This is a genomic window from Sinomonas mesophila, assembly GCF_001999765.1.
Classification (GTDB): domain Bacteria; phylum Actinomycetota; class Actinomycetes; order Actinomycetales; family Micrococcaceae; genus Sinomonas; species Sinomonas mesophila.
The window spans coordinates 62,753-88,895 of the sequence record NZ_KV908328.1 but is presented as its reverse complement, the minus strand read 5'-3'; the positions used below and the strand labels follow the sequence as shown (position 1 = coordinate 88,895).

At 73.0% G+C, this 26,143-nt stretch carries 23 protein-coding genes, 1 tRNA gene and 1 riboswitch; of the genes, 11 read left to right on the top strand and 13 right to left on the bottom strand.

The features are described from left to right. Positions 1 to 48: 48 nt before the first annotated feature. Entirely contained in the window at positions 49 to 639 is a 591-nt protein-coding gene (locus BV907_RS08760; protein ID WP_077489346.1) for a hypothetical protein, read from the bottom strand. An 888-nt stretch (positions 640 to 1,527) separates the two neighbouring features. On the opposite strand from BV907_RS08760, the gene BV907_RS08755 reads away from it, so the two are divergent. Beyond that, the gene (locus BV907_RS08755; RefSeq protein ID WP_077489345.1) at positions 1,528 to 2,436 is read left to right on the top strand and encodes a DMT family transporter; all 909 of its coding nucleotides are present in this window, start codon (positions 1,528 to 1,530) and stop codon (positions 2,434 to 2,436) included. Here the strand turns inward: BV907_RS08755 and BV907_RS08750 are convergent. The 3 genes from BV907_RS08750 to BV907_RS08740 form a co-directional block, all read right to left on the bottom strand. Next, positions 2,387 to 3,892, bottom strand: a complete 1,506-nt coding sequence (locus BV907_RS08750; RefSeq protein ID WP_077489344.1) for a sensor histidine kinase — start codon at positions 3,890 to 3,892, stop codon at positions 2,387 to 2,389. The two genes, BV907_RS08755 and BV907_RS08750, sit on opposite strands and share 50 nt — an antisense overlap. Positions 3,893 to 3,900: 8 nt before the next feature. Beyond that, the gene (locus BV907_RS08745) at positions 3,901 to 4,641 is read right to left on the bottom strand and encodes a response regulator transcription factor (protein ID WP_077489343.1); all 741 of its coding nucleotides are present in this window, start codon (positions 4,639 to 4,641) and stop codon (positions 3,901 to 3,903) included. 177 nt (positions 4,642 to 4,818) lie between these two features. Then, entirely contained in the window at positions 4,819 to 5,607 is a 789-nt protein-coding gene (locus tag BV907_RS08740) for an aggregation-promoting factor C-terminal-like domain-containing protein (RefSeq protein WP_139346678.1), read from the bottom strand. Between the two features lie 5 nt (positions 5,608 to 5,612). After that, positions 5,613 to 5,803, bottom strand: a riboswitch (cyclic di-AMP (ydaO/yuaA leader). Between the two features lie 614 nt (positions 5,804 to 6,417). On the opposite strand from BV907_RS08740, the gene BV907_RS08735 reads away from it, so the two are divergent. Together BV907_RS08735 and BV907_RS08730 are read left to right on the top strand one after the other, a co-directional pair. Beyond that, positions 6,418 to 7,260: a winged helix-turn-helix domain-containing protein gene (locus tag BV907_RS08735; protein WP_077489341.1), complete on the top strand. Its 843-nt coding sequence runs from the start codon at positions 6,418 to 6,420 to the stop codon at positions 7,258 to 7,260. Between the two features lie 46 nt (positions 7,261 to 7,306). Beyond that, a complete protein-coding gene (locus BV907_RS08730) occupies positions 7,307 to 7,840 on the top strand; it encodes a SixA phosphatase family protein (protein WP_077489340.1) in 534 nt (177 codons plus the stop codon). Here the strand turns inward: BV907_RS08730 and BV907_RS08725 are convergent. The 3 genes from BV907_RS08725 to BV907_RS08715 form a co-directional block, all read right to left on the bottom strand. Continuing rightward, positions 7,803 to 8,393, bottom strand: coding sequence for a hypothetical protein (locus BV907_RS08725; protein WP_077489339.1), 591 nt, complete (start codon positions 8,391 to 8,393; stop codon positions 7,803 to 7,805). The two genes, BV907_RS08730 and BV907_RS08725, sit on opposite strands and share 38 nt — an antisense overlap. A 116-nt stretch (positions 8,394 to 8,509) precedes the next feature. Then, positions 8,510 to 9,925 (bottom strand): dihydrolipoyl dehydrogenase family protein, encoded by a 1,416-nt coding sequence (locus tag BV907_RS08720; protein ID WP_139346677.1) that lies wholly within the window; start codon positions 9,923 to 9,925, stop codon positions 8,510 to 8,512. A gap of 169 nt (positions 9,926 to 10,094) precedes the next feature. Beyond that, positions 10,095 to 10,168, bottom strand: a tRNA-Arg gene (locus BV907_RS08715). 293 nt (positions 10,169 to 10,461) lie between these two features. On the opposite strand from BV907_RS08715, the gene BV907_RS08710 reads away from it, so the two are divergent. The 4 genes from BV907_RS08710 to BV907_RS08695 all read left to right on the top strand — a co-directional run bounded on the left by BV907_RS08710 (position 10,462) and on the right by BV907_RS08695 (position 16,932). Next, positions 10,462 to 12,285, top strand: coding sequence for a phosphoenolpyruvate carboxykinase (GTP) (locus tag BV907_RS08710; RefSeq protein ID WP_077489337.1), 1,824 nt, complete (start codon positions 10,462 to 10,464; stop codon positions 12,283 to 12,285). A gap of 150 nt (positions 12,286 to 12,435) precedes the next feature. Continuing rightward, positions 12,436 to 13,794: an MFS transporter gene (locus BV907_RS08705; RefSeq protein WP_077489336.1), complete on the top strand. Its 1,359-nt coding sequence runs from the start codon at positions 12,436 to 12,438 to the stop codon at positions 13,792 to 13,794. Continuing rightward, positions 13,787 to 16,336, top strand: coding sequence for a PEP/pyruvate-binding domain-containing protein (locus BV907_RS08700; RefSeq protein ID WP_077489335.1), 2,550 nt, complete (start codon positions 13,787 to 13,789; stop codon positions 16,334 to 16,336). Before BV907_RS08705 ends, BV907_RS08700 begins: the two co-directional genes overlap by 8 nt. Continuing rightward, on the top strand, positions 16,333 to 16,932 hold the full coding sequence (locus BV907_RS08695; RefSeq protein WP_077489334.1) for a TetR/AcrR family transcriptional regulator: 600 nt from the start codon (positions 16,333 to 16,335) through the stop codon (positions 16,930 to 16,932). The genes BV907_RS08700 and BV907_RS08695 overlap by 4 nt, the downstream gene beginning before the upstream one ends. Positions 16,933 to 16,984: 52 nt before the next feature. On the opposite strand, the gene BV907_RS08690 is transcribed toward BV907_RS08695, so the two are convergent. Then, on the bottom strand, positions 16,985 to 17,659 hold the full coding sequence (locus tag BV907_RS08690) for a GntR family transcriptional regulator (RefSeq protein ID WP_077489333.1): 675 nt from the start codon (positions 17,657 to 17,659) through the stop codon (positions 16,985 to 16,987). 109 nt (positions 17,660 to 17,768) lie between these two features. On the opposite strand from BV907_RS08690, the gene poxB reads away from it, so the two are divergent. Beyond that, positions 17,769 to 19,505 (top strand): ubiquinone-dependent pyruvate dehydrogenase, encoded by a 1,737-nt coding sequence (gene poxB / locus BV907_RS08685; RefSeq protein WP_077489332.1) that lies wholly within the window; start codon positions 17,769 to 17,771, stop codon positions 19,503 to 19,505. Between the two features lie 129 nt (positions 19,506 to 19,634). Here poxB and BV907_RS08680 read toward each other — a convergent pair whose 3' ends face one another. Further along, positions 19,635 to 20,003 (bottom strand): winged helix-turn-helix transcriptional regulator, encoded by a 369-nt coding sequence (locus BV907_RS08680; RefSeq protein ID WP_217697903.1) that lies wholly within the window; start codon positions 20,001 to 20,003, stop codon positions 19,635 to 19,637. 87 nt (positions 20,004 to 20,090) lie between these two features. Between BV907_RS08680 and BV907_RS08675 the strand changes: the two genes are divergently transcribed. Further along, the gene (locus tag BV907_RS08675) at positions 20,091 to 20,696 is read left to right on the top strand and encodes an NAD(P)-dependent oxidoreductase (protein WP_077489330.1); all 606 of its coding nucleotides are present in this window, start codon (positions 20,091 to 20,093) and stop codon (positions 20,694 to 20,696) included. A 260-nt stretch (positions 20,697 to 20,956) separates the two neighbouring features. On the opposite strand, the gene BV907_RS08670 is transcribed toward BV907_RS08675, so the two are convergent. Next, a complete protein-coding gene (locus BV907_RS08670) occupies positions 20,957 to 21,406 on the bottom strand; it encodes an RrF2 family transcriptional regulator (RefSeq protein ID WP_077489329.1) in 450 nt (149 codons plus the stop codon). Between the two features lie 17 nt (positions 21,407 to 21,423). Beyond that, complete coding sequence (locus tag BV907_RS08665; RefSeq protein WP_077489328.1) at positions 21,424 to 22,341, bottom strand: LysR family transcriptional regulator; 918 nt, start codon at positions 22,339 to 22,341, stop codon at positions 21,424 to 21,426. Between the two features lie 72 nt (positions 22,342 to 22,413). On the opposite strand from BV907_RS08665, the gene BV907_RS08660 reads away from it, so the two are divergent. Continuing rightward, positions 22,414 to 23,391: an EamA family transporter gene (locus BV907_RS08660; RefSeq protein ID WP_175637418.1), complete on the top strand. Its 978-nt coding sequence runs from the start codon at positions 22,414 to 22,416 to the stop codon at positions 23,389 to 23,391. Positions 23,392 to 23,404: 13 nt separating this feature from the next. On the opposite strand, the gene BV907_RS08655 is transcribed toward BV907_RS08660, so the two are convergent. Both BV907_RS08655 and BV907_RS08650 read right to left on the bottom strand, forming a co-directional pair. After that, on the bottom strand, positions 23,405 to 23,854 hold the full coding sequence (locus tag BV907_RS08655; protein ID WP_077489326.1) for a hypothetical protein: 450 nt from the start codon (positions 23,852 to 23,854) through the stop codon (positions 23,405 to 23,407). Further along, positions 23,851 to 25,296, bottom strand: a complete 1,446-nt coding sequence (locus BV907_RS08650) for a phosphomannomutase/phosphoglucomutase (RefSeq protein ID WP_245827867.1) — start codon at positions 25,294 to 25,296, stop codon at positions 23,851 to 23,853. Before BV907_RS08650 ends, BV907_RS08655 begins: the two co-directional genes overlap by 4 nt. Before the next feature lie 133 nt (positions 25,297 to 25,429). Between BV907_RS08650 and BV907_RS08645 the strand changes: the two genes are divergently transcribed. Beyond that, positions 25,430 to 26,089: a biliverdin-producing heme oxygenase gene (locus BV907_RS08645; protein WP_077489325.1), complete on the top strand. Its 660-nt coding sequence runs from the start codon at positions 25,430 to 25,432 to the stop codon at positions 26,087 to 26,089. The last annotated feature ends 54 nt before the right edge of the window (positions 26,090 to 26,143 follow it).

Genomic DNA, 26,143 nt, shown 5'->3' with positions numbered 1-26,143 from the left:
CCGACGGGGCCAGGGGCGCACACGGTCAGACAGCCTACCCGAGAACTACTAGCGGAGGTCGGTCGAGGGGAGGTTCTGGGCGTCCACAGCCGGGGCGGAGGGCAGCGCCGGAGCGGTGGGGACGGCGGCCTCGGCCGGCAGCGACGGAAGAGCCTTGGCGGCGTCCGGCAGGGAGGCGCCGACCTCGGCCTGGGCGTCCACGCCGGCCTCGGCCCCGACGCCCGCCGACGTGCCGGCAACCTCGCAGTACGCGCCGATGTTCGCCTCGCCCTGGGCCGCAGCGCTCAGGTTGCGGTAGGCGACGGAGGAGACGTCGAGGCCGCCCGCGCCGAAGGCCTTGCACAGGGCGGCGGCCTCGAGGCCGAGGGCGTCCGGGCCGACGGGGGCAGCGGAGGCCTTGGCCTCGGCGGCAGCGGACGGCGAGGCGGACGGCGCGGCCGTCGGCAGCTCCGGGGCGGCCGAGACGATGTCCTCGACGCTCGGGGCCGGGGCACCGATGAGCTCGTGGGCCGCCTGCTGGACGGGCTCCGGCAGCGCGCCGGTGTACGCAGCGGTGCCGACGCCGCCGACGGCGAGGGTGCCGAGGGCAACGGCGCTTGCGGCGAGCTTGCTCGAGGCGATGAGGGTGAAGAGGGACATGCTCGTGCTCCTGGGAATTGGCGTTCAGGTCTGTGGGCGGCCGCTCGGGGGCGGCCGACACTCTCTCAACCGATGCGGGCCCCCGGGAGGTCACGCGGAACGCAAAGCTTTTTTTCGCGCCCGCGGAACGCGCCTGGCCGAGCGGTCGTCGCAGCCCGGCAATCTCCCGCCGGAGGGCCTCCACCGGGACCCGGCCAGAGGCGAGACCCCGGGCGAGCCGGACCACGCCCCGCGCGTCCGTCAGTGCGGTGCGCACGAGGTCAACCTCCGCCACGGGCTCGGTCCAGGCCACCGGCACCTCGCGGCACACGAGCCCGCACCGTTCGGCGAGCACCAGGAGCTCGGTGTCGAAGAACCAGTTGGGGTCGGTCGCATGCGGCAGGAGCACGCGCGCGGCGTCGGCGCGGATCGCCTTGAGGCTGCACTGGGCGTCGCCGAGGCCGGTGGCGAAGACGGCGCGCAGGAGCGTGTTGTAGGCGCGCGAGGCGGCGGCCCTCCCGGGGCGCCGCCTCGCCCGTGACGAGCGGGCAACACGGGTCCCCGCGGCGAGGTCCGCATCGCCCGTGAGCACGGGTGCGAGGAGGGCTCCGAGCGCGCCGAGGTCCACGGGGAGGGCGGCGTCGACATAGGCGAGCACGGGCGCTTCCGAGGCGAGCCAGGCCGTCCGGAGCGCATCGCTCCTCGTTGTACACGGGGATCACGAGGTCGAACACGGGGATCCCCGCGGCATCGTGGGCCTCGCCGTCGACCGCCGCGTGCGGGGCGTTGGCGGCGCGGGGGGCCGCGAGGATTCGGCCCTGCCCGAAGCGTGACGTCTGTCGGAGAGGGCTCCTATGGTGGTCGAGTGATCTGCACCTCATCCGCGTGGTCCTTTCGGCGAGGCTGCCCATGACCCGCCGCACGTGGGGCCTCTTCGTTGCCATGGGCGTCATCTGGGGCGTTCCCTACCTCCTCATCCGCGAGGCCGTCGAGGAGGTGAGCCCCGCCGTTGTCGTGTTCGCGCGGACGGCGGTCGGCGCCGTCGTCCTCCTGCCGTTCGCCTGGCGCGGCCTGCGCGCGGTGTGGGAGCACCGCTGGCCCGTGCTCGCCTTCGCGCTCATCGAGATGGTCGGCCCGTGGTTCCTGCTCAGCGACGCGGAGCGGCACATCACAAGCTCGCTCGCGGGCCTCCTCATCGCGTTCGCGCCGGTCATCGCGCTCGTCGTGGCCCGCGCGACGGGGCTCGAGGGCCGGATCGGCCGCGTGCGCGTCCTGGGCCTCGTGCTGGCCGTCGGCGGCGTCGTGGCGCTCGGCGGGGGCGGGATGGAGGCCTCGGGCGCGTGGCCCGTCATCGAGATGCTGCTCGTCGCGCTCGGCTATGGCGTCGCTCCGCAGATCGCCGCCGTCCGGCTGCGCGAGGTCCCGCCGCTGTCACTCACGGCCGTGTGTCTGAGCATCGCCGCCGTGATCTCGGCTCCCTTCGCGTCGCTCACCTGGCCCGCCGAGGTTCCGAGCGTGACGGCTCTGGGCTCCCTCGCGCTCCTCGGGCTGCTGTGCACGGCGCTCGCCTTCCTGCTGTTCTTCCGGCTCATCGCCGCGGCGGGCCCCTCCCGGGCGACGGCGATCGCGTACGTGAACCCCGTCGTCGCCCTCGCCCTGGGGGTCGCGCTGCACGGCGACCCGCTCACCCTGCTCATCGGGGCAGGGGCGGTCCTCGTGCTCGCCGGGACGTTCCTCGCGACGCGGCCGAGCGGGCGGGACGGCGGCCCTACGCCGGAAGGCGGACGGCGAACTCGGTCCGCCCGGGCCGCGACATGAGCTCGACCGTGCCGCCGTGGGCCTCGACAATCGCCTGGACGATCGCGAGCCCGAGCCCCGTCGATCCCTCGTGCCCCGAGCGCGCCATGTCCGCCCGGGCGAACCGCGCGAAGGCGCGCTCCTGGAGCTCGGGAGGGATCCCGGGTCCGTCGTCAGTGACGGTGATGACGGCGTCGCCCCGGCCCGAGCGCGCGACGGCCGCGGTCACCGTGGTCCCGGCGGGCGTGTGCTTGCGCGCGTTGGAGAGCAGGTTGACGAGGACTTGGTGGAGCTTCGCGCCGTCGGCGCGGACGTCGATGGGCTCGTCGGGCAGCTCGAGCCTCCACACGTGGTCCGGAGCGATGACCTTCTGATCGGTGACGGTCTCGACGAGCAGCTGCGTGAGGTCCACGGCACCGAGCGTGAGCGGCTGGCCCTCGTCGAGCCGCGCGAGCAGGAGGAGGTCCTCGACGAGGCGGCTCATCCGCAGCGATTGGCTCTCGACGCGCCCCAAGGACTCGGAGCCCTGCGCCGTGAGCGGTTCGGTGAGCCGCAGCATGTCGGTGTAGCCGCGGATCGCCGTGAGCGGCGTGCGGAGCTCGTGCGAGGCGTCCGCGACGAACTGCCGGACCTTCGTCTCCGAGGCCTGGCGGGCCTGGAGCGCGCCGGCGACGTTGTCGAGCATGCGGTTGAGCGCCTGGCCGACCTGCCCCACTTCGGTGGTGGGGTGGGCGGCCGACGCCGGGACGCGGACGGCGAGGGCGACCTCGCCGGAGTCGAGCCGCAGTCGGGCAACCTGACCGGCGACCGCCGAGAGCTGCTCGAGCGGGGCCATCGTGCGCCGTATGATCCAGCCCCCGAGGAGGCCGGCGAGCACGAGCCCGGCCGCTGAGACGAGCCCCGTCGTGACGACGAGCGCGCCGAGCGTGGCCTGCTTCTGCGACAGCGGCAGACCGGTGACGACGACGTCGCCGTAGGAGGTCTCGACGGCGACGAGGCGGTAGTCGCCGGTGCTCAGCGAGCGGTTCACTGCTTCGAGGCCGTCGGCGCCCCGGCCCTGCGCCGCCACCTCCTCGGCAACGGGAAGGCGCGCGAGGACGGCGGTGTCCGATGGGCGGAGGGGTATGCGCTTGCCCTCGGCGGTGAGGACGCCGCTGACCTCGACGCTGCCCCCGCTGAGCCGCGCGTTGAGCGTGCCGGCACCCTGGCCCCGCGCCTCGAGCGGGTCCGGACGCTTCCCGGTCAGCCCGGGCGGGGCGCCGAACTCCGCGGCCCGGCGGCTGGCCTGGGCGAGCTGGGCGTCGAGCTGTCGCGTGAGCTGCCCCTCCATGAAGGCGTACAGGAGCGCTCCCACGACCGTGCATACGCCCACGAGCAGGAACATGGTCGCGAGCAGGAGCTTGGTGCGCAGGTGCCACGTGTCGGGGTTCCACCACGAGCTGCCGGTGCGGCGCTCGGCGGCGGACAGCGTGCCCATGCGCGCGCTCACCCCTCCGCGGGCTTGATGACGTAGCCGGCGCCGCGCACCGTGTGGATCATGGGCGCGCGGTCGACGTCGATCTTCTTGCGCAGGTAGGAGATGTACAGCTCGACGATGTTGGCTTGCCCGCCGAAGTCGTACTGCCACACACGGTCGAGGATCTGGGCCTTGCTGACCACGCGGCGCGGGTTCTCCATGAGATAGCGCAGGAGCTCGAACTGGGTCGCCGTGAGCTGGATGTCCTCGCCGCCCCGCGTGACCCCGCGCGTGTCGGTGTTGAGCACGAGGTCGCCGACGACGAGCTCGGCGTCGTCCTGCGCAGCGACGCCCGAGCGCTGGACGAGGCGATGGAGCCGGAGCATGACCTCCTCCATGCTGAACGGCTTCGCGACGTAGTCGTCGCCCCCCGCGGCGAGTCCCGTGATCCGGTCCTCGACGGCGTCCTTCGCGGTGAGGAACAGCGCGGGGACCTCCGGAAGGAACTGGCGGACGCGGGTGAGGACCTCGACGCCGTCGAACCCCGGCATCATGATGTCGAGCACCAGCACGTCGGGGCGGAAGTCGCGTGCGGCCTTGACCGCCGAGGGGCCGTCGCCCGCCACGAGGACGCTCCAGCCCGCCATGCGGAGGCCCATGCTCATGAGTTCGGCGAGGCTCGGCTCGTCGTCGGCCACGAGGGCCCGGATCGGCGTCCCGTCCGGGTGGGTCAGGGCGGGCAGGTTGTTCGTGGAGTAGGGGGTTGCCATGGATCCAGCCTCCCGTGCAGTCGTGGTCCGAGCCTGAGCCGCAGCTGTGAACGAGCTGTGCAGGCAAAGCCTAGTGCGGGCGCCCGGATTAAACGCTGCGTCGCGGCACGCCATGGGACGGGTGTCCGCAGGGCGTGCCGCGACGGCGGGGGGGGGGGAAGGGGGGAAGAAGGGGGCTCAGTACCAGTTGTTGGCGTAGTGGAACCCGAGGGCGTTCGACGGCGAGCCGTACCGCTCCTTGATGTAGTCCAGTCCCCACTCGATCTGCGTGCGGAAGTTGGTCTGCCAGTCCGCACCGACGGAGGACATCTTGGTCGCCGGCAGGGACTGGACGATGCCGTACGCGCCGCTCGTGGGGTTGGTAGCGGTCGTGCGCCAGCCCGATTCCTTGGTCCAGAGGATCTCGAGGGCGCTCATCTGATCCTGGCTCCAGCCATAGGCAGCGAGCCGGGACGCTGCGTAGGCCTTGGCGGCGGTCGGATCGTCGACCGGCTGCGCGGCCGCCTTGGCCTCCTCGGCCTTCCGTGCCTCCTCCGCGGCGCGGAGCTCCTCCGCCTTGCGCGCCTCCTCGGCGGCACGGGCCGCGGCGGCCTGGCGCGCGGCCTCCGCGGCGGCCGCCGCTGCGGCGGCCTCGGAACGGACCTCCTCGGCCTTCACCCGGGCCTGGGCGTCGGTGGTGAGTGCGGCATGTGCGGTGCCCGTGCCCTCGGCGGCTGCCTCGACCATGGACGTCGACTCGAGGTCGGGGCCGGCCGTCGTCGCCACCGCGCCGCCCCCTGCCAGGGCGATGAGCCCCAGGGAGAGGGCGACGGCGGCGCTGCGGTGGCCGAGTCGCTCGACGGGGCTGCCCGGGGTGGCGCCGGCGGATGCGGCGATGCGGGAAAGGGACGTCTGGGTGTGCGTGCTTCGCGTGGCGCTGCGGCGGCCCTGAGGGCGCGCGGCAGCGCGGAAGGGGGACTTGCTCAAGCGAATGGGCCTCTCGTTGGCGCCTGCGAAGTTAGCTGTCGGGTTCGGATGAGAGTCATCCGGCCCAGCCGTCGGCATGGGCTTCACCCCGAGGCCACGACGCATCCCTGGGGGGCGGGGCGCGCGGCCGGACCTGGGTCCTCCGTCTCTGCCTGATCTGTCCTCTCGGGCCGTTGGCAGAGCTCGGCGGACGGTACCCGGGGGAGCCCGCCGTGGCGCGGGCACCCGTCAACGGTAACGGATTGATCACGGCAAGTCACATTTGGATAACAGCGGATTCGCTCGAGCGCCGTTTCTGATACATCAATCCTTGGGGCCGCGTCCAGCCGGCCAGCATTGAACAGGCGGTCGTCCAGTCACGTCCACATGGTGAGACTGAATGGGACCCCGCAGTCGTCCGCCTGTCCCGCCAAGCGCAATCGAATAATCTTCGACCGATGAGTCAAAAAAGGCCCTAGCGTCGAAAAATGCAGAGCGCAAGGCCCTTCTGCCGAATCGTGATGATCGTCACATCGCCCGCCCATATCTCACAATGTGAGACAAATCCGGCATTGTTACTTGCTTGTAGGCATTGTTACGAGACACACTCGTCAATGTGAACAAGGACTCAGCAGCACCTGTCGCCGCCGACCGCGCCGGAAGCTCACCCGCCATCCGGGCAATGTGCTGCTGTCGAATGTCGAGCTGACTGCACCACCCCAGCAACTAGCACGTCCACAGCCCAGCGTCGGGCATCCTCCGCCACGCGGGCGTCAACGCTCCGCATTCGATGCCGCAACCGCGGCTAGTCACCAACGAGGTCAGCGCACTATGTCTGTTGCATCCGGCTACGTCCACATCTCCGTCCGCAACGCCCAGAAGGCCCAGCAGGGAAGCCAGCGCCAGCCGTTCGGCACCCGCGGCCCGGGCCAGGCCGATCCGCATGTCCCCGGCTACACGCACCCTGTCCGCCCGCAGCAGCAGCCGGTGCGGCCCATCGCCGACGACTACGCCCCGATGACCGCCCCGACCCCGGTCATCGCGCCGTCGGCCGAGCCCGTCCGCGCCGTCGCCGCCGACAACGTCGCGCACGGCTTCGTCCTCTATGTCGGCCTCTCCGAGCAGGAGGCCGCCGCAGCAGGCACCTCGATCGCCCGCATCGCCCAGGAGATCCGGGCCTATGCCCAGAATCTCGTCGCCGGCGTCGAGAGCTATGCCGCCGTCGCGGTGGCGCCCGCAAGCGCACCCGGGTCCTCGCTGGACGTCGTCCGCTCGACCTTCGGCGACCCGACGATCGCCTCCCGCCAGCAGCGTCCCGAGCCCCGCCAGGCGCCCCAGCAGGATGCCCGCCCGTCCGGAGTGCTCATCGATCTGGCCCGCCGCGAGGTCCATCTGGACGGCGAGACCGTCAATCTCACGTTCAAGGAGTTCGAGCTCCTGAATTTCCTCGTGGAGAACGGCACCCGCACGGTCAGCCGCGACGAGCTCCTCGACGGCCTGTGGAAGAACGCCGAGGAGGTGCCCAACGAGCGCACGATCGACGTGCACATCCGCCGCCTGCGGTCCAAGCTCGGCAGGCTCGCGAACACGGTCCGCACCGTTCGTGGCCAGGGATACCGCTTCTACGAGCACCCCGAGGTCATCGTCTGGGCTGCGCCCGAGTACTCCATCTGACCCGGCTCCACCCCGGGGGAGCCCCCAGCGGGCCTAGGCTTGGCGCATGAGCAACCACCACCTCAAGCGGCTCGTGGTCCTGCGCCACGCGAAGGCGGCCTGGCCGGACGGAGTGCCGGACGTCGAGCGGCCGCTGGCGAAGCGCGGCCATGCCGACGCCCCCGAGGCCGGCAAGTGGCTCCTGGCGCACGAGGTGGTCCCCGACTTCATCCTGTGCTCGATCGCGCTGCGCACGCGGCAGACCTGCACGTGGGTGTGCGATCAGCTGGGCGACCTCGCCCCGACGCCCAAGCTCGAGTCGGGCCTGTACGCCGCGGGCGCGGCGCGGATGCTCGCCGTCGTCAACCACGTGCCCGAGACCGTGCGCACCCTCCTGCTCATCGCGCACATGCCCGGGGTCCAGGACCTTGTCCTTCGCCTCGCCTCGCGGGACTCGGACCACGAGGCCTACATGGACGCTGCGAGCCACTTCCCGACCACAGGCCTTGCGGTCTTCGAGGTCGAGGGGCCGTGGGCGGAGCTCGACGGGCAGGACGCCCGGCTCACCGACTTCGCTGTACCGCGCGCTGCGGGGCACTGACGACGGGCCGCCGCGCCGTGGCTCCCGCTGCAGCCCGCTGGGCGGAACGGGGCGCGGCCGACGCCGACTGCGGACGCCGGGGAGCCGCGGACGGGCGGCGCAGGGACGGGCGGCGCTGGGCCATCCGGGAGGCACGGGCCCGGCGCCGCGGCTGCGGCCACACGGCGCCCACGAACAGGACCGCGAGCGTCCCGGCGGCGGCCAGCATCGCGCCGAGGAAGAACGGGTCGGCGTCCCTGCTCGAGATCGTCGAGACGGCATCCGGGTCCTGGTCCCAGGCGAGCCCGATGAGCCGCAGGAAGGCCAGCCCCGCACCGATCGCGATGGCCGCGCCGACGGCCGCGACCGCGGCCACGGCGTAGCGGGACATGCCGAGGATCGCGTAGAGCGCGCACGCGACGAAGGCGCCGAGTGCCGTGAGGGTGAGCGAGGCCGCGCCGCCGTCGAGGGTCAGGGCCGTGACAAAGGCCGATGCCGCCGCCGCCCCCGCAGACCAGAGGGTCGCCCGGGCGCTCGGGCGCAGGGGCTGGAAACGCGGGTGCGGGGCGGCCATGCCCCCATTCTGGCAGCACCCCCCGACGTTTCTCGGGCGGCGCGCTCACACGCCGTCAAGAGCCCCTCGCCCCGCCGTCGGGAGGCCTCACCGCATGCGCCGGCAGCGCTCGGGAGTCAGAGCCCGTACGCCTCGAGGAGGCGCAGCCAGACCTCGGAGAGGGTCGGGAAGGCCGGCACGGCGTGCCAGAGACGTTCGAGCGGAACCTCGCCGACGATCGCGATCGTCGCGGCCTGGACGAGCTCGGCGACGTCCGGCCCGGCGAAGCACGCGCCCACGATCGTGCGCAGGTCCTCGTCGACGAGGATCTGCGCCCAGCCCTCGTAGTCCTCCGCGCGCAGGGAGGCGCCGGTGACGTTGATCGGCAGGGCCACGGGGCGCACCCGCAGGCCCGCCTCCCACGCCTCCTCCTCGCTGAGCCCCACGATGCCGACCTGCGGGTCGGTGAACACGACCTGCGGCACGGCGAGCCTGTCTGCCGTGCGGGCCCAGGCGCTCCACGGCTCGGCTGTGGCGCCGGCTTCCAGTTCCCCCCGGGCGCGGGCGGCGATCGCATCCCCGGTGATGCGCGCCTGGTACTTGCCCTGGTGGGTGAGCTTGGGTCCGCCGGCACAGTCCCCCACGGCATAGAGCCACGAGAGCCCCTGGACGCGGCCCGTCTCGTCCACGCGCATCGAGACGGGCTCGATCCCGAAGGCCGGGAGGCCGAGGCCATCGAGCGCTGGACGCCGCCCCGTCGCGACGAGCAGCCTCGCCGCCTCGAGAGCGCGGCCGTCCGTAAGCGTGGTCCGCACGCCGTCGTCCGCCCGCTCCACGAGCTCCAGGGACGCGTTCTCCAGGATGTCGACGCCGTCGGCCCTCAGGCCGGCGGCCACGAGCTCGCGGGCGTCGACCGGGAAGCCAGCCAGGAACGGTCCGCGGGCCACGACGGTCACGCCCGCACCGAGCCGCGCGAACCCCTGGGCGAGCTCGGCGCCCGCGACGCCGCCGCCCACGACGACGAGGCTCTCGGGCACCTCGCGTGCGCTCGTGGCGTCCTTGGTCGTCCAGAAGGGGGCGTCGTGGAGCCCCGGGATGCGGGGGATGGAGGGCGCGGATCCGGTCGCGAGCACGACGGCGTGCCGCGCGGTGAGCATGAGGCGGTCGCCGCGGGCGTCGGTGACGCTGAGTCGGCGGGCGCCGGACAGGCGGGCCCTGCCGCGCAGGATCGCGATGCCGGCCTCGGCGGCCCACTCGACCTGGGCTGAGTCCTCCCAGGAGTTGGCGGCGGCGTCGCGGCGGCCGAGGACGGAAGGGACGTCGAGCGAGCCGGTCACGGCCTCGCGGGCGCCCGCCACCGAGCGGGCGGCCTTAAGGGCTGCTCCTGGCCGCAGGAGGGCCTTCGACGGCTGGCAGGCCCAGTAGGAGCACGAGCCGCCCACAAGATCGGCTTCGACGATCGCCGCGCTCAGGCCGCCCTTCACCGCGCGCGCCGCGGCGTTCTCGCCTGCGGCCCCGCCCCCGATCACGATGACGTCGTAGTCGTAGTCCACGGCGTCGATCGTACGCCACCCCTCGGGATCGCCCGGGTCCCGAAAAGCGGTCACCGCGCGCCGGCGCGGCGCACCCCGGGGCCGGGCCGCGGTCGGCCACGTTCCGGCCTCGGCCCGGCTTATAACGCAGAAATCCCCCGGTCGGCAGACCGGGGGATTTCCGTCACTGTGCGCCCAAAGGGATTCGAACCCCTGACCTTCTGTTCCGTAGACAGACGCTCTATCCAGCTGAGCTATGGGCGCTTACCTGCCGTTCGGAGCGTTCCCGCCCCGCTCGGCCTCGAACAACTTTACGCGAACTCGTCCGCAGTTCCAAATCGAGCGAGCATGGCGCCCGACACCCCAAGATGACGCGCCCCAACTAGACCGGTCTACGTGACCTTCATCACTTAAATCCAGCCGTTGGAGCCTCTTATCCCCGAAATCCCGGGGTTTCAGATGTTTCGCTCTCATTTCAGAAACCTTGGTGGGCGGGTGGTACAGACCACCTTCCCTACAGTGGAAGGACACGCCGACCCGATCAAAGGAGTAAGACTATGGGCGAAACTCGTCTGCCGCTGCTCGCGGAAGCCCCCACCACGTACGAGCCGCTGCTCTCCTGGGTCGAGGAAGTTGCCGAGCTGACCAAGCCCGAGAGCATCCACTGGGTCGACGGCTCCGAGGCGGAGTACCGCCAGCTGACGGACGAGCTCGTCGCCGCCGGGACCCTCACGCCCCTGAACCAGGAGCTGTTCCCGAACTCTTTCGCGGCCTTCTCCGACCCCGCGGACGTGGCCCGCGTCGAGGAGCAGACCTTCATCTGCTCCGAGGACGAGCGCGACGCTGGCTTCACCAACAACTGGATGGACCCGTCCACCATGAAGGAGAAGCTGCGTGGCCTCTTCGACGGCTCCATGCGCGGCCGGACGATGTACGTCATCCCCTTCGTCATGGGCCACCTTGACGCCGAGGAGCCGAAGTTCGGCGTCGAGATCACCGACTCGGCCTACGTCGTCGCCTCGATGCGCGTCATGGCCCGCATCGGCACGGACGTGCTGAACACGATCGAGGCCACCGAGGCGTTCTTCGTCCCGGCTCTGCACTCCGTGGGCGCCCCGCTCGAGCCGGGCCAGGAGGACGTGGCGTGGCCGTGCAACCCCGAGAAGTGGATCGTGCACTTCCCCGAGGAGCGCTCGATCTGGTCCTTCGGCTCCGGCTACGGCGGCAACGCCCTGCTCGGCAAGAAGTGCTACGCGCTGCGCATCGCCTCGGTCATGGCCCGCGACGAGGGCTGGCTCGCCGAGCACATGCTCATCCTCAAGCTCACGAGCCCCGAGAACAAGGTCTACAACGTCGCCGCGGCCTTCCCATCCGCGTGCGGCAAGACCAACCTCGCGCTGCTCGACCCGACGATCGAGGGCTGGAAGGTCGAGACCCTCGGCGACGACATCACCTGGATGCGCTTCGGCAAGGAGGGCGAGCTCCGCGCGATCAACCCCGAGGCGGGCCTGTTCGGCGTGGCCCCCGGCACCGGCTGGGGCACCAACCCGAACGCGATGCGCGCCATCGCCAAGGGCAACAGCATCTTCACTAACGTCGCGCTCACGGACGACGGCGGCGTGTGGTGGGAGGGCATGACCGACGAGGTCCCGGCCCACCTCACCGACTGGCAGGGCAACGACTGGACCCCCGAGTCCGGCCGCCCCGCCGCCCACCCGAACTCGCGCTTCTGCACGCCGATCGACCAGATCGACATGCTCGCCCCCGAGTACTTCGCCCCGGAGGGCGTCGAGATCTCGGCGATCCTGTTCGGCGGCCGCCGCAAGACGACGGTCCCGCTCGTGACGCAGTCCCGCGACTGGGCGAACGGCATCTTCATGGGCGCCACGCTCTCCTCGGAGACGACCGCCGCGGCCGCGGGCGCCGTCGGCGTCGTGCGCCGCGACCCGATGGCGATGCTGCCGTTCATCGGCTACGACGCGGGCGACTACCTCAACCACTGGGTCAACGTCTCCGCCAAGGCGAATCCGGCGCGGCTGCCGAAGATCTTCCTCGTCAACTGGTTCCGCCGCACCCGCGAGGGCGGCTTCGCGTGGCCGGGCTTCGGTGACAACTCCCGCGTCCTCAAGTGGGCCATCGAGCGCATCGAGGGCGCCGCGGACGCCGTCGAGACCCCGATCGGCTTCGTGCCGACCCCGGAGAGCCTCGACCTGACCGGCCTCGACATGACACCCGCCGAGGTCCAGGAGGCCGTCCGCTTCGACCGCGACGAGTGGGTGACCGAGCTCGCCGGCCTGCAGGAGTGGTTCGACCGCTTCGGCGGCTCGCTCCCGGACAGCATCACGGCCGAGCTCGAGGGCCTCAAGTCGCGCCTTTCGTAGTCCAGGACTGACGCGCACGACGGCGGCGTCCCACCTCGCGTGGGGCGCCGCCGTCGTCGTGTGCGCACCGCTGCGCGTGACCCTGTGGACGCGGCCAAGAAGCCAATAGAGGACGTTGCGTTCTCTAACGTTCGGGCGTACCGTGGGCGCATGGAGCGCAGGGACCGGATTCCCGAGCGGGTGCGCAGGGCGTTTCCGGGGCTCATGCTCGTCATGTTCCTCGCGACGGTGGACCAGACGGCGATGGCCTCGGCCCTTCCGAGCGTCGCCGGGGACCTCGGGGGCCCGGAGCACATGCCGCTCATCGTGGCCGCCTACTTCGTCGCCGCGACGGCGGCCATGCCCGCCGCGGGGTTCCTCGGCGACCGGGCGGGCCACCGCAGGGTCCTCCTCGGCGGGCTCGCCGTCTTCGTCCTCGGAGCGTCGCTGTGCGCCTCCGCCGCTGGTGTGCCGCAGCTCGTCGCGTACCGCACCCTCCAGGGCCTCGGAGGCGGGACGCTCATGATCGGCGCGCAGGCCACGCTCGGCGAGCTTGTGAGCCCGCGGGAACGAGGGCGCTATCTAGGCCTGCTCGGCATCGCCTTCATGGCGGCGGCAGTCATCGGTCCTCTCGTGGGCGGCGCCGTCGTGGACCTTGCCTCGTGGCGGTGGATCTTCCTCGGCTACGTCCCGCTGGCCGCGGGGGCCGCGTACGCGATCGTCCGCGGCATCCGCCTCACGCCGCCCACGCGCCACGCCGGTCCGAGCATGCCCCGGGCCCTCTGGCGGGACCCCGCATTCGTGCTCGCGGTGGCCGTGAGCTTCCTCGTCGGCTTCGCGATGTTCTCCTCCATCGCCTATCTGCCCGCCTACCTGCAGATCGCGCTCGGAGCCTCCGCGACGGCCTCCGGCGCCGTGCTCCTGCTCCTCATGGTCGCGCTCCTGACCGCCGCCATCGCCTCCGGGGCCGTCGTGAGCCGCACGGGGCGCTACCGGGCCTTCCCCGTCGCGGGGATGGCGCTCGCCGCGGCGGGTCAGGGGACCCTCGCGCTCCTGGGTCCGGCCGGTGGGCTGCCCGCCGCGGCCGCATCCGTGGCGCTGACCGGCCTCGGCGTGGGGCTCACAATGCAGATCATGGTCGCCGTGGCTCAGAACGCCGCGACCCGCGAGACCCTCGGCGCCGCGACGTCAGCCGTCGCGCTCGTGCGCCAGGCGGGGGCCGCGGCCGGCGTCGTGGGCCTCGGCGCGATCCTCACGGCAGGTTTCGTGGCGCGCCTGCCCGAGGAGGCCATCAGGGTGCTCGGCGACCGCGCCGGCTCCCTCGACCCGGAATCGCTCGCGACCCTGCCCCCGGGGATCGCGGGGGACGTCTCCGCTGCGTTCGGCGCCGCCCTTCCGCCCGTGGCCGCCGCGTCCGCCGCCGTTCTCGCGGTCGCGTTCGTCCTGACCCTGTTCCTTCCCGAGCGCGAACTGCGAACCGAGGCCTTCGCCGAAGGCCGCGGCCAGACCCCAGGAGGCCGCCATGCCTGAGCCGATCGTCCGCCCCCTCGCATCCTTCGGTGCCGGGGACCTCGCCCTCGCCGGGGGCAAGGGCGCCAACCTCGGGGAGCTCGTGCGCGCGGGGTTCCCCGTCCCGCCCGGGTTCGTCGTCACGACGGCCGCGTACGCCCGGATGGCCGACGACGCGGGGCTCGGTGCGCTCGTCGAGGAGGCCCTCGGCGCGGGGCGGACGGGACAGGCTGCGGCCGGACAGGGCGCCGCCGCCCGGCTCCGCGACACCGTCCGGGCCGCGCGGGTTCCCGAGGACGTGCGCCGGGCGGTCTCGCTCGCCTACGCAGAGCTCGGCGGCGGGCCCGTCGCCGTGCGCTCGAGCGCGACCGCCGAGGACCTCGGCGGCGCGGCGTTCGCGGGCCAGCAGGACACGTTCCTCAATGTCGTGGGCCCCGACGCCGTGCTCGACGCCGTGCTCCGCTGCTGGGCGTCGCTCTGGACGGACCGGGCGGTCGCGTACCGCGCGCGGGCCGGGGTCGACCACGCGGGGGTGGGCATCGCCGTCGTCGTCCAGCGGCTCGTCGACGCCGACGTTGCGGGCGTGCTGTTCAGCGCGAACCCGGTGACGGGGGAGCGGGGCCAGACGGTCGTGGACGCGGCCGCCGGGCTCGGCGAGGCCGTCGTCTCGGGACTCGTCACGCCCGAGCACTGGGTCCTGGGGCCGGAGGGCGAGGTCCTTGACCACGCCCCTGGCGGCCGCGACGCGGCGGTCCGGGCGGCCGCGTCCGGGGGCACCGTCGTCGAACGCGCTCCCTCGAACGGGCACGGGCTGGCGCCCAGGCCGCTCCTCACCCCGGCCCAGCTCGCCGAGCTCGCGCGGCTGGCGCGGCGCGCCGAGGAGCACTTCGGAAGGCCGCAGGATATGGAGTGGGCCCTCGCGGACGGCCGCGTGATGCTCGTCCAGTCCCGCCCGCTCACGGGCCTGCCGCCGCAGCCGCCGCGCCTGGACCGCTTCCAGCGCATCGTCGGCCCGTTCTTCCTCGAGATGTTCCAGGTGCGGCCGTACCCGCTCGACGTCACGGGGTGGCTGCGCCACGGGATCGTGGACATGCTGCACCGCATGGCCGGCAGCGTCGGCGTCGTCTTCCCCGACGTAGGGCAGCTCCTGCGCGAGGAGGACGGCGTCGTCGTCCAGCTCGTGCCCCCGCTGCCGCGGCCCACGCTGCGTACCCTCGCCGCCCCGGCCTCCGTCCTCGCGCGCATGCGCCGCTACGACGCGCGGCACTGGAGAGAGGACCCGCGCCTCGCCGCGTTCCTCGCCGAGATCCGCCGGCTCGAGGCCGCGGACCTCGCCGCGCTCCCGTGGCGCGCGGTGGTGGGTGTGGCCGAGGACGCCCTCGCTGCGATGTCCCTCGTCGCCGACCTCCGTGTCGCGTACCTCCCGAGCTCGTTCCTCCCGCAGGCCCCGCTCCGGCTCGCCCTCGCCGCGCTGGGCCTGCGGCGCCTGGGGCCGGCCCTCGTCGCCGGCGCCCCGACGCGCACGAGCGCCGCCAACGAGGCTCTGGCGGCCCTCGCCCGGCGAGCCGCCGCGGACGCCGAGCTGTCCCGCATCCTCGCGGCCGACCCGCCGTCGTCCGTCCTGGCGCGCGTGCGCACCGAGCCCCGCTTCGCCGCGTTCCGGGCCGAGCTCGAGGCCTTCCTGGCCGAGTTCGGCCACCGCGAGACCGTGAGCGTCGTCGTCTCGAGCGCGCCCACGTGGCGCGACACCCCCGAAACCGTGCTCGGGATCGTGCGCACGCTCATGGGGGACGCACCCGCCGTGCCGGCCGGCCAGACGGCCGAGGCGCTCGCCGAGCTGCGCCGGCACCCGCTCGTGCGCGCGCTCCCGCCGCTGCGGCGCGCGCTGCTCGACGCCGTCGAGCGCGCCCGCGCGGGCATGGCCTTCCGCGAGGACTCCCACTTCTACGCGACCGCGGTGCTCCCGCCCCTGCGCCGCGCCCTCCTCGAACTCGGCCGGCGCCTCGCCGAGGCGGGCGTCCTCGACACGCGCGACGACGTCTGGCACCTCACGTTCGGCGAGCTCGCCGCTGTTACAGACGACGGCGATACCGCCGTCGGCGGCGCGCTGCCGGCCTGGGTGCGCGAGGCGTACCGCCCGCTCGTGGCGGCACGGGCCGAGAAGCGACGCAGCCTCGAGCCGTTCCCGCTGCTCGACCCCGAGCTCCTGTTCGCCGACCGGCGCACGGCCGAGGGCGCCCTCGTGTCCGGGACGGCGGCGAGCCGGGGCCGGGCGTCCGGGCCCGTACGCGTCGTCCGGGGGCCTGAGGAGTTCGGGAGCCTCGGCGCGGGGGACATCCTCGTGTGCCCCTACACGAACCCCTCGTGGACGCCGCTGTTCCAGCGAGCGGCGGCCGTCGTCGTCGACACGGGCGGGCTCGGCTCACACGCGGCCATCGTCGCCCGCGAGTATGGGATCCCGGCCGTCATGGGCACCGGCCGGGGGACAGCGGTGCTGAGCGACGGGCAGCGCGTCGTGGTCGACGGCTCGGCAGGCGCCGTATTCCCGGACGGGGAACGGTGAGTCCGGACGCGCCGGCCGATCACCGGACCCTCCCCCGGCGCCGCGGGGCCGCGCTGCACCGGGCGATCTTCGACGCCGTCCTCGGGATCGTTGCCGAGGAAGGCTACGCGGGCCTGAGCATGGAGCGCGTCGCGGCCCGGGCCGGGACCGGGAAGGCGAGCCTGTACCGCCGCTGGGATGGCCTGCCCGCGCTCGTGCTCGACGCCGTGCGGGACGCGATGCCGCATCCCGGGCGGCTCCCCGACACGGGCAGCCTGCGCGGAGACGCCCTCGCCGTCCTCACCCTCGCGGCCGAGCAGCTGCGCGGCCCGGTCGGCGTCGCCCTCAGGGGCCTCCTCGGTGACGCGCTGCGTGACCCGGCCGCGGACCGGCTTGCGGCCGTGAGCCGCGGCAGCGCGCTCGCCATGATGCGCACGATCGCCGAGCGTGCCGCCGCCCGCGGCGAGTGCCCGGCGTCGGCCCTCACGGAGCGGCGGCTCGAGGCTGGGCCGGCCCTGATGCGGCAGCGCTTCCTCCTCGGCCCGGGCCTGCTCGACGCCGAATTCCTCGAGGGCGTCGTCGACGACGTGGTGCTGCCGCTGCTCACGCGGGAGTGAAGGCTGGTGCCGGTGCCTGCCCGGCGCTGTTCTCCGCAGGGGAGTCCGGTGATCAGGGGAGGAGGCCCTCCACGATCGGAAGGCACTCGTTCCGGCTGTGCTCCACATGGGCGAAGGCGAGCGCGGCGGCCAGGTCGGCGTGGCCCGCGACGATGGCCTGCACGAGGGCCACGTGCTCGGCGTGGAGCACATCCTGGTCGCGGTCGCTGGCGATGTGGAAGAGCCTGCGCACGTGGCCGCTCACGGGTGCCATGAGCTTGTCGAGCAGGCGGTTGCCCGAGAGGGCGAGGATCTCCTCGTGGAGCCGCGCGTTGACGTCGGCGATGTGCGCGGCGTCCTTCGCGGCCACCGCCCGGGCGGCCTCCTCGAGCGTGGCTTCGAGGGCGGCAGGGGAGCTCCCGGCGGTGCAGGCCTCCGAGGCCAGGCGCGCTGCGAGCACCTCGAGGCTCGAGCGGACGTCGAAGAGCTCCGTGACGTCCCGGACCGTCATGTGGGTCACGACGGCGCCGCGGCGCGGGAGGGTCACGATGTAGCCCTCGCTCTCGAGCTGGGGGAGCGCCTCCCTCACGGGGATGCGCGAGACCCGGAGGTCTTCGGCAACCTCGCGCTCGCGGATCCTCTCGCCCGGCGCCAGTGTCCCGTCGATAATCCGCTCGCGGAGCCACTCGTATACCCCGGACGCGAGAGAGCGGCCCGCGCGCGCGGTGTCGGTGCTCTCCTGTGCCATGGGCTCCTCCCGAGGATCGTTGCCCATCGTACTCGGGACAGGAAAGACGGCCTCGTGACGTGCGGCCCGAGGGGTACCCGCCTCGGGCCCGCGCCGCTAGCGTGGCCGCATGACGACCATAGCGCAGAACATCGTCGAAACCCTCGCCGCCAACGGGATCCAGCGTGTCTACGGCATCCCGGGCGACTCGCTCAACGGCGTCACCGAGGCCCTCCGCGAGACGCCGAGCATCGACTGGGTCCACGTCCGCCACGAGGAGGCCGCGGCCTTCGCCGCCTCCGCCGAGGCCGCCCTCACGGGCGAGCTCGCGGTGTGCGTGGGCTCGTGCGGCCCCGGCAACCTGCACCTCATCAACGGCCTCTACGACGCGAACCGCTCGCGCGTGCCCGTCCTCGCGCTCGCGGCGCACATCCCGAGCGCCGAGATCGGCTCCACCTACTTCCAGGAGACGCACCCGCAGGAGGTGTTCCGCGAGTGCAGCGTCTACGCCGAGCATGTCAGCGACCCCGAGCAGATGCCGCGCATCCTCGAGATCGCCCTCCGGACCGCCGTCGAGCGGCGGGGCGTCGCCGTCGTCGTGCTACCGGGCGACGTCGCGCTCGCTCCGGCGGCACGGCCGCTCGAGAAGCGCGGCGTCGCCGTCGTGCGCCGCGCGCGGCCGCGCATCGTGCCCGACGGCGCCGAGCTCGCTGAGGCCGCCGCGATCCTCAACGGCGCCTCCAAGGTGACGATCCTCGCGGGCGCCGGCACCGAGGGCGCCCACGCCGAGGTCGTGGCCCTCGCCGACGCGCTCGGCGCGCCGATCGTGCATGCGCTCCGCGGCAAGGAGCACCTCGAGTACGACAACCCCTTCGACGTGGGCATGACCGGCCTGCTCGGCTTCAGCTCGGGCTACCGCGCGATGGAGGCGTGCGACGCCCTGCTCATGCTCGGCACGGACTACCCCTACCGGCAGTTCTATCCGGAGAAGGCGAAGATCGTCCAAGTCGACGTGCGCGGCGAGCAGCTCGGCCGGCGCGTGTCCCTCGACCTCGGCCTTGTCGGCGACGTGCGCACGACGGCGGCCGCGCTGCTGCCGCTCGTGGAGCGCAAGCGCCGCCGCTCGCACCTCGAGTCGGCGGTCAAGCACTACGCCAAGGCGCGCGCCAAGCTCGACGACCTCGCGACCCCGACGACGGCGGGGGAGCCGCTGCACCCGCAATACGTCTCCCGGGTCCTCGACGCGCTCGCCGCCGAGGACGCGGTGTTCACGGCCGACGTCGGCTCCCCGGTCGTGTGGGCCGCGCGCTACCTGACGATGAACGGGCGCCGCCGGCTCATCGGATCGTTCAACCACGGGACCATGGCGAACGCGCTCCCGCACGGCATCGGCGCGCAGGCCGCGTTCCCCGGCCGGCAGGTCGTCTCGCTCTCGGGCGACGGCGGCCTCGCGATGCTCCTCGGGGAGCTGCTCACGCTCACGCAGAACCGGCTCCCGGTCAAGGTCGTCGTCTTCAACAACTCGTCGCTGAACTTCGTCGAGCTCGAGATGAAGTCCGCCGGGTTCGTCAACTACGCGACCGACCTGGCCAATCCCAATTTCGCGGCGCTCGCGGAGGCCATCGGGATCAGGGGCGTGCGGATCGACGACTCGTCCGCGCTCGAAGCCGGGCTCAAGGAGGCCCTCGCGCACGACGGCCCGGCGCTCGTCGACGTCGTGACCGCGCGGCAGGAGCTTGCCATCCCGCCCGCGATCACGCTCGAGCAGGCCAAGGGCTTCACGCTCTATGCCCTTCGGACGGTCCTGTCGGGGCGCGGCGACGAGCTGCTCAACCTCGCGAAGACGAACTGGCGCCAGCTCTTCTAGCCCAGGATGCGGGGTCACCTCTCAACGTTGCGGGGTCACCTTCCAACGTTGCGGGGTCACCTTCCAAGGATGCGAGGTCAGTCCCTCGCCGCGCGAGGTGACCCGCCACCCGAGGTGCGGTGCGAAGGGTCAGTCCGCGACGGCGTCGAATGCCTCGCGGGCCTCGAGGATGCGCCCGGCGTGGGACTCGGCCCACGCGCGGACCGCATCGAGGGGCACGAGGAGGCTCTCCCCGAGCGGGGTCAGGCGGTACTCGACACGGACGGGGACCTCGGCGTAGACGGACCGGGCCACGATCCCGTCGCGCTCGAGGGAGCGCAGCGACTGCGTGAGGACCTTGGGCGTCACGCCCTCGACGGCGGCGCGGACGGCGGAGAAGCGGCGCGGGCCGTCCTTGAGCGCCTGGACGATGAGCGGGGTCCACTTGTCCCCGATGCGCTGCAGGACGACGCGCGAGGGACAGTCCGCGCTCATGACGTCGAAAGGCCTGGTTTCCACGTGGTAACTATAGAACGTTGAAGTACTTGGTATCAATTGGATACTGTAGGCGCTCAACTGCTTGACCCTTCAACCTAAGGAGCGCGCATGAAGATCGCCGTCTACGGAGCCACCGGCATGATCGGCAGCCAGATCGCGGCCGAGGCCGTCCGCCGCGGCCATGAGGTGACCGCCTTGAGCAGGAGCGGCGGCGCCGTCGAGGGGGCTGCGGCCCGCGCCGCCGACCTCGCCGACCTCGAGGCGTACCGCTCGATCGCGCACGCGCACGACGTCGTCGTGCTCGCGACGGTGCCGGACCGCACCGGCGGTTCGCGCGAGCCGTTCGTCGAGGCGCACCGGGCGATCGCCCAGGTCCCCAGCGAGGCGCGACTCTACATGGTGGGCGGCTTCGGCGGTCTCAAGAACGCCGAGGGTGTCCAGATCAAGGACGCCCCGGGCTTCCCGGCCGAGTACAAGGGCGAGTCCGACGCCGTGTACGCGGCCTACGCTGCCCTCCGCGACGCGGGAGTCGATGTCACCGTCCAGGCTCCGGCCGCCGTCATCGCCCCGGGCGAGCGCACGGGCGCCTATACGACCGCCGTCGGTGTCCCCGCCGCCGGGCACTCGATCTCGAGCCAGGACTACGCGGTCGCGGCCCTCGACGAGCTGGAGCGGCCGCAGTTCCGTGGGGCGTGGTTCACCGCCGCCAACTGACCCCGCAACACAGGGAGGTGACCCCGCAACGCAGGGAGGTGACCCGCAACGCAGGGAGGTGACCCGCAACGGCGATCGACGGGGCCGCCTCCGGGACCCCCCATACATGGCCCCGGGGGCGGCCCCTTCTCGCATCTGTCCTGCCCCGGCGGACGCGCGGTATCCGCCCCCGAACCGGGCCGCTTTTCCAGCATCTGTAGTGCTGAATTGGACCCCAGTCTTCTGCCCAGCGTAGAAAAAGGCAAACCGAGCGAGCTGTCTCAGGCGGGCGGGCGCAGGCCGATCTGGAGGAGGACGGGGCGCATCTGGCGCTCGTGGGGGAGCGCGCTGATGACGACGTCGTCGAGCGCCGTGTAGAAGGACTCGCGGGCGCGGCGCAGGGCGCTGCGGAGGCCGCATTCGGTGTTGAGCGGACAGTGGCCGCTGGGCGACTCGCACTCCACGAGGTCCTCACGGGTATCGAGCGCGCGCAGGACGCCGCCGACCGTCGCCTGGCGCCCGGCGGCGCTGAGCCGGACCCCGCCGGAGCGGCCGCGGGTCGCCTCGAGGAAACCGAGCTCCCTGAGGCGGAGCACAGCCTTGCTCACGTGGTTGTACGGGGTCCCGATCCCGTCCGCGATCGCGCGGGTTGCGAGCGGCTGGCTGTGATCGAGGGCGCCCAGCAGCAGGAGGGCGCGGAGGCTCACGTCCTCGAAGGCGGTCATGCGCATGGCGAAAGTGTACGCGCTTACGCCGCCGCGGAGGGGGAGGATCCCGCGGCCGCCTCGTGCAGGAGCCGCACGACGAGCTGGACTCCGGGGCTCGCCGACATCGTCCGCCGGTAGGCGGCCGAGACGAGCCGGCGCGGGCGCTCGCCCGCGAGCGGCCTCGCGACGACGCCCGAGGGCAGCTCGGGCCGGCCGAGCCGGGGCACGAGGGCGAGCGCCGCGCCGTCGTCCGCGAGGGCGACGTGCGTCGCGAAGTCCGGGTCCGTGAAGCCGATCCGGGGGAGCGCGCCCTCGGCGCTGAAGAGCCGCATGAGGGCCTCGTGGCAGATCGCACCGCGCGGGGTCGAGCACCAGGTCTCGTCGAGGAGGTCGCGGCGCTCGAGCTCGCGGCGCGCCGCGAGCCGATGGCCGGCGGGGAGCACGACGTCGGCCTCGTCCTCGCACAGCGGCTCGAGCGCGACGTGCGCGGGGATCTCGAGCGGCACCGAGTTCCAGGTGTGCACGACGGCGATGTCCGCGTCCCCGTGCGCGACGAGCCGGACGGCGTCGGCTGGTTCCACGCTCGTGACCTCGAGCCGTAGGCCGGGGGCCTCCTCGGCGGCCCGCCGGACGACGGTGCCGAAGAGGGCGCGGGTCGCCGTCGAGAAGGACACGACCGCGAGCGTCCCCTGGGGCGAATCGTCTGCGGCGAGCATCGCCTCGACCCGCTCGAGGTCGGCGAGGAGCCGGACGCCGCGCTCGACAAGGGCGCGGCCCCGCTCGGTCAGCACCACGCCGCGGCCGGCGCGCTCGAGAAGGGCCGCGCGGGACTGCCGCTCGAGCTTCTTGATCTGCTGCGACACAGCGCTCGCGCTGAAGCCGAGGGACTCTGCGGCGGCGACGACCGAGCCGTGGCGCTCGACGGCGACGAGGGAGCGCAGGGCCTGGAGATCGATCATGAAGAGATTGTAGATGGTCCTATGCAGAAATGCGTGCTGGTGCTTCATGGTCCGGGGATAGAGCATGGAGGGGTGAAGCCGAAGCACACTGCCCTCGCCGTCCTCGTCGCCGTCCTCTGGGGCGTCAACTTCGTCGCGATCGAGCTCGGGCTCCGGGACGTCCCGCCGCTCGTGTTTGTGGCCCTGCGCTTCGGGCTCGTCGCCGTGCCCGCCGTCTTCTTCGTGCCGCGCCCCCAGGTGCCGTGGCGCGTCCTCGTCGGGATCGGGGCCTTCATGAGCGCCGGCCAATTCGGGCTCGTGTACGTCGCGCTGCATCTCGGGATGCCCGCGGGGCTGGCCCCGCTCGTGCTGCAGAGCCAGATGGTCTTCACGATCCTGCTCGCAGCGGCGGTGCTGCGCGAGCGTCCGACGGCGGCGCAGCTCGCCGGGGTGGGCGCGGGCGTGGCGGGGCTCGTCGTCGTGGGGCTCGGCCGCGGTGCGGTGGCCCCGCTCGGTCCCGTGCTCCTCGTCGTCCTCGCCGGACTGTCGTGGGGGGTCGGCAACACGGTGGCCCGGGCCGCGAAGGGGGCGTCGGGGCTCGGGATCGTCGTGTGGTCCGCCCTGGTGGTGCCGGTCCCGATGCTTGGGCTCGCCGCCGTCGTCGACGGCCCGGCCGTGGCGCTCGGTTCGCTGGCGCACCTGTCGTGGCAGGCGTGGGCCGCGACGCTCTTCACCGTCGTGCTCGCATCCCTGGTCGGCTACTCGGCATGGAACACGCTGCTCGGACGGTACCCCTCCGCCGCCGTCGCGCCCTACACGCTCCTCGTGCCGCCCGTGGGCATGCTCGCCGCATGGCTCGCCTTCGGCGAGGTCCCCGAGGCACTCGAGATCGTGGGCGGGGCCCTGCTCCTCGCCGGCGTCGCGACGACCCTGATCAGGCCGCGCCGGCGCCCCCTCCCGGCCGCGGGTCACCCCGCGGGGGCCGCAGCGGGTCACCCCGCGGGGGCCGCAGCGGGTCACCCCGCGGAGGCCGCAGGGAGCGGCGCCCGCGAGGTGGCCGCGCGGGGGTGACCCGGCCCGGGGCTCAGGCGGTGAAGACCGCCGGCTCGTGGCCGTCGGGCTCGAGCGGGCTGAAGACATAGCCCTCCGCGGTCAGCGTGTACGGGACGACCGCCGCCATGAGCCCGCCGTCCCGGTGCTCGGCAGCGGCGTGGATGCCGTCAGAACCACCAGCGCCGTGCTCGGGAAGGGAGACGTCGGAGGCGAAGGCGACGGCCTGGTACCCGTCGCGGCCCTGCCGCAGGAGCTCGAGGACGTCCTCCATCATCGACTCGGCGTCGAGGCCGCCCTCCGCGTCCGGCTCGGGCGGGGTGACGAGCACGAGCCGCAGCTCGCCGTCGTCCGCCAGGGTCACGCCGAACGGGAGGAAGCCGCCGTTCTGCTCAAGGTGCTCCTGCGCGATGCCGAGGGCGGTGCCGAGGACCTCGCGCAGCTGTGCGGACTGGTCCTTGGCCTGGCCCTGCTGGTCGCTCATGCGCGCACGATCTCGAGGACGTTGTCGCGCAGCGACTCGAGCGTCTCGCGGTCCTTGGCCTCGCCGTTGAACCGCAGGTACGGCTCGGTGTTCGACGGGCGCAGGTTGAACCACCACGAGCCGTCCGCGGCCGAGAAGGTCGTCCCGTCGAGGTCGTCGATCGCGACGTCCTCGCCCGCGTACGCCTCGCGCACGCGCGCGACGGCGGCCGCCTTGTCCTCGATCTCGGAGTTGATCTCGCCCGAGGAGACGTACGGCTCGTACTCGGCGCCGAGCTCGGAGAGCGGCAGCTCCTGGCCGCCGAGGGCCGCGAGAACGTGCATCGCCGCGAGCATGCCCGTGTCCGCGTTCCAGAAGTCGCGGAAGTAGTAGTGCGCCGAATGCTCGCCGCCGAACACCGCGCCCTCCTCGGCCATGACCGCCTTGATGAAGGAATGGCCCACGCGCGTGCGGACTGGCCGGCCGCCGTCGTGCTGGACGAGCTCGGGCACGGCGCGGGAGGTGATGAGGTTGTGGATGACGACGGGCTCGGCCTCGCCCGCGGCCTTCGCCCGGGCGATCTCGCGGCGCGCGACGAGGGCCGTGATGGCCGACGGCGAGACGGGCTCGCCCTTCTCGTCGATGACGAAGCAGCGGTCGGCGTCGCCGTCGAACGCGAGGCCGATATCCGCGCCGTGGCGCACGACGGCGGCCTGAAGGTCGCGCAGGTTCTCCGGCTCGAGCGGGTTGGCCGGGTGGTTGGGGAACGTGCCGTCGAGCTCGAAGTACAGCGGGACGATCTCCAGCGGCAGGCCGGAGAGGAGCTGGTCGCCGAGCACGGCGGGGGTCGTGAGGCCCGCCATGCCGTTGCCCGCGTCGACGACGACCGTGAGCGGGCGGATGCCGGAGAGGTCGACGAGGCCGCGCAGGTACGCGGCGTAGTCGGCGAGCACGTCCCGCACCGCGATCGGGCCGGGCTCGTCGACGGGCTCGATCACGCCGGCGGTGAGGTAGGCCTCCGCGGCGGCCCGGATCTCGGCCAGGCCGGTCTCGGAGGAGACGGGCAGCGCGCCGGCCTTGGCCATCTTGATGCCGTTGTAGGCGGCCGGGTTGTGGCTCGCGGTGAAGGTCGCGCCCGCCGCGCCGACGGCGCCGCACGCGTAGTAGAGCTCGTCGGTGGAGATGAGGCCGATGGTCTCGACGCGGCCCCCGCGGGCGGCGGCGCCCCTCGCGAAGGCTGAGATGAACTCGGGGGAGGAGGGGCGCATGTCCCCGCCGACGAGGACCGTCTGCCCCGCGAGGCCCAGGACGTCCACGAAGGCCGCGCCGACAGCCTCGACGACGGTCGCGTCGATGGTCTCGCCCACGATCCCGCGCACGTCGTAGGCCTTGAAGGACGCGGAGAGGTCGGTCACGGGCGCCTTGCCTGCGGGCGCGTTGAGGGGGCTGCTCACGTTGGTCACGGCCTCGATTCTACTGGCGCGGCCGAGGCCGGCGATCCGTGGCGGCCGTTCAGCCCTTCCGCGGCGGCCGTGGTTGTGACACTGTGTCGTCAAGAGCGCGGCCGCGCCCCGTCCGGTCACCACAGGAGTCCCCATGACCGCCTTCGCCGAGGAACTCAAGAGCCACACGGAGGCCGCCCACCGGCACGCGGAGGAGGCGGCCTTCGTCTCCGACCTGCTGGCGGGCCGGCTGGACGCCGCGCAGGTGGCCGTCATGCTCGCCCAGAACCTCGCCATCTACCGGGCGCTCGAGGCGGCGCTCGCGGCCAACCGCGACCCCCGGCTCGCCCCCTTCACGGATCCCGCCCTTGAGCGGGTTCCGGCGCTGGAGTCGGACATGAGGTACCACTTCGGTCCGGAGTGGGCGGGCCGCCTCGAGGCCGGGGACGTCCCCTCAACCCCCGGTGCGCTGGCCTATGCCGGGCGGATCGAGGCGCTCGGCCCGGCATCGGCGACGTTCCTCCTGGCGAACCACTACGTGCGCTACCTCGGCGACCTGTCCGGCGGCCAGATCATCGCGAGCATCGTCCAGCGCCACTACGGCGTGCCCTCCGAGGGACTGGCGTTCTACGCCTTCTCCGGCGTCCCGAAGCCGAAGCCCTACAAGGACGCGTATCGCGCCAAGCTCGACGCGGCCGCGTTCAGCCGCGGGGAGAAGGACGAGATCCTCGCCTATGCCGTCGAATCGTTCGAGCTCAACCGGCAGGTGTTCCTCGACCTGTCCGCCGCGCGGGTCGGGAGCGCCGCGCACTGACGCGCGACGGCGCGTCCCCGGGGCCTGGGCCGGGGACGCGCCGTCGCGCGCTGC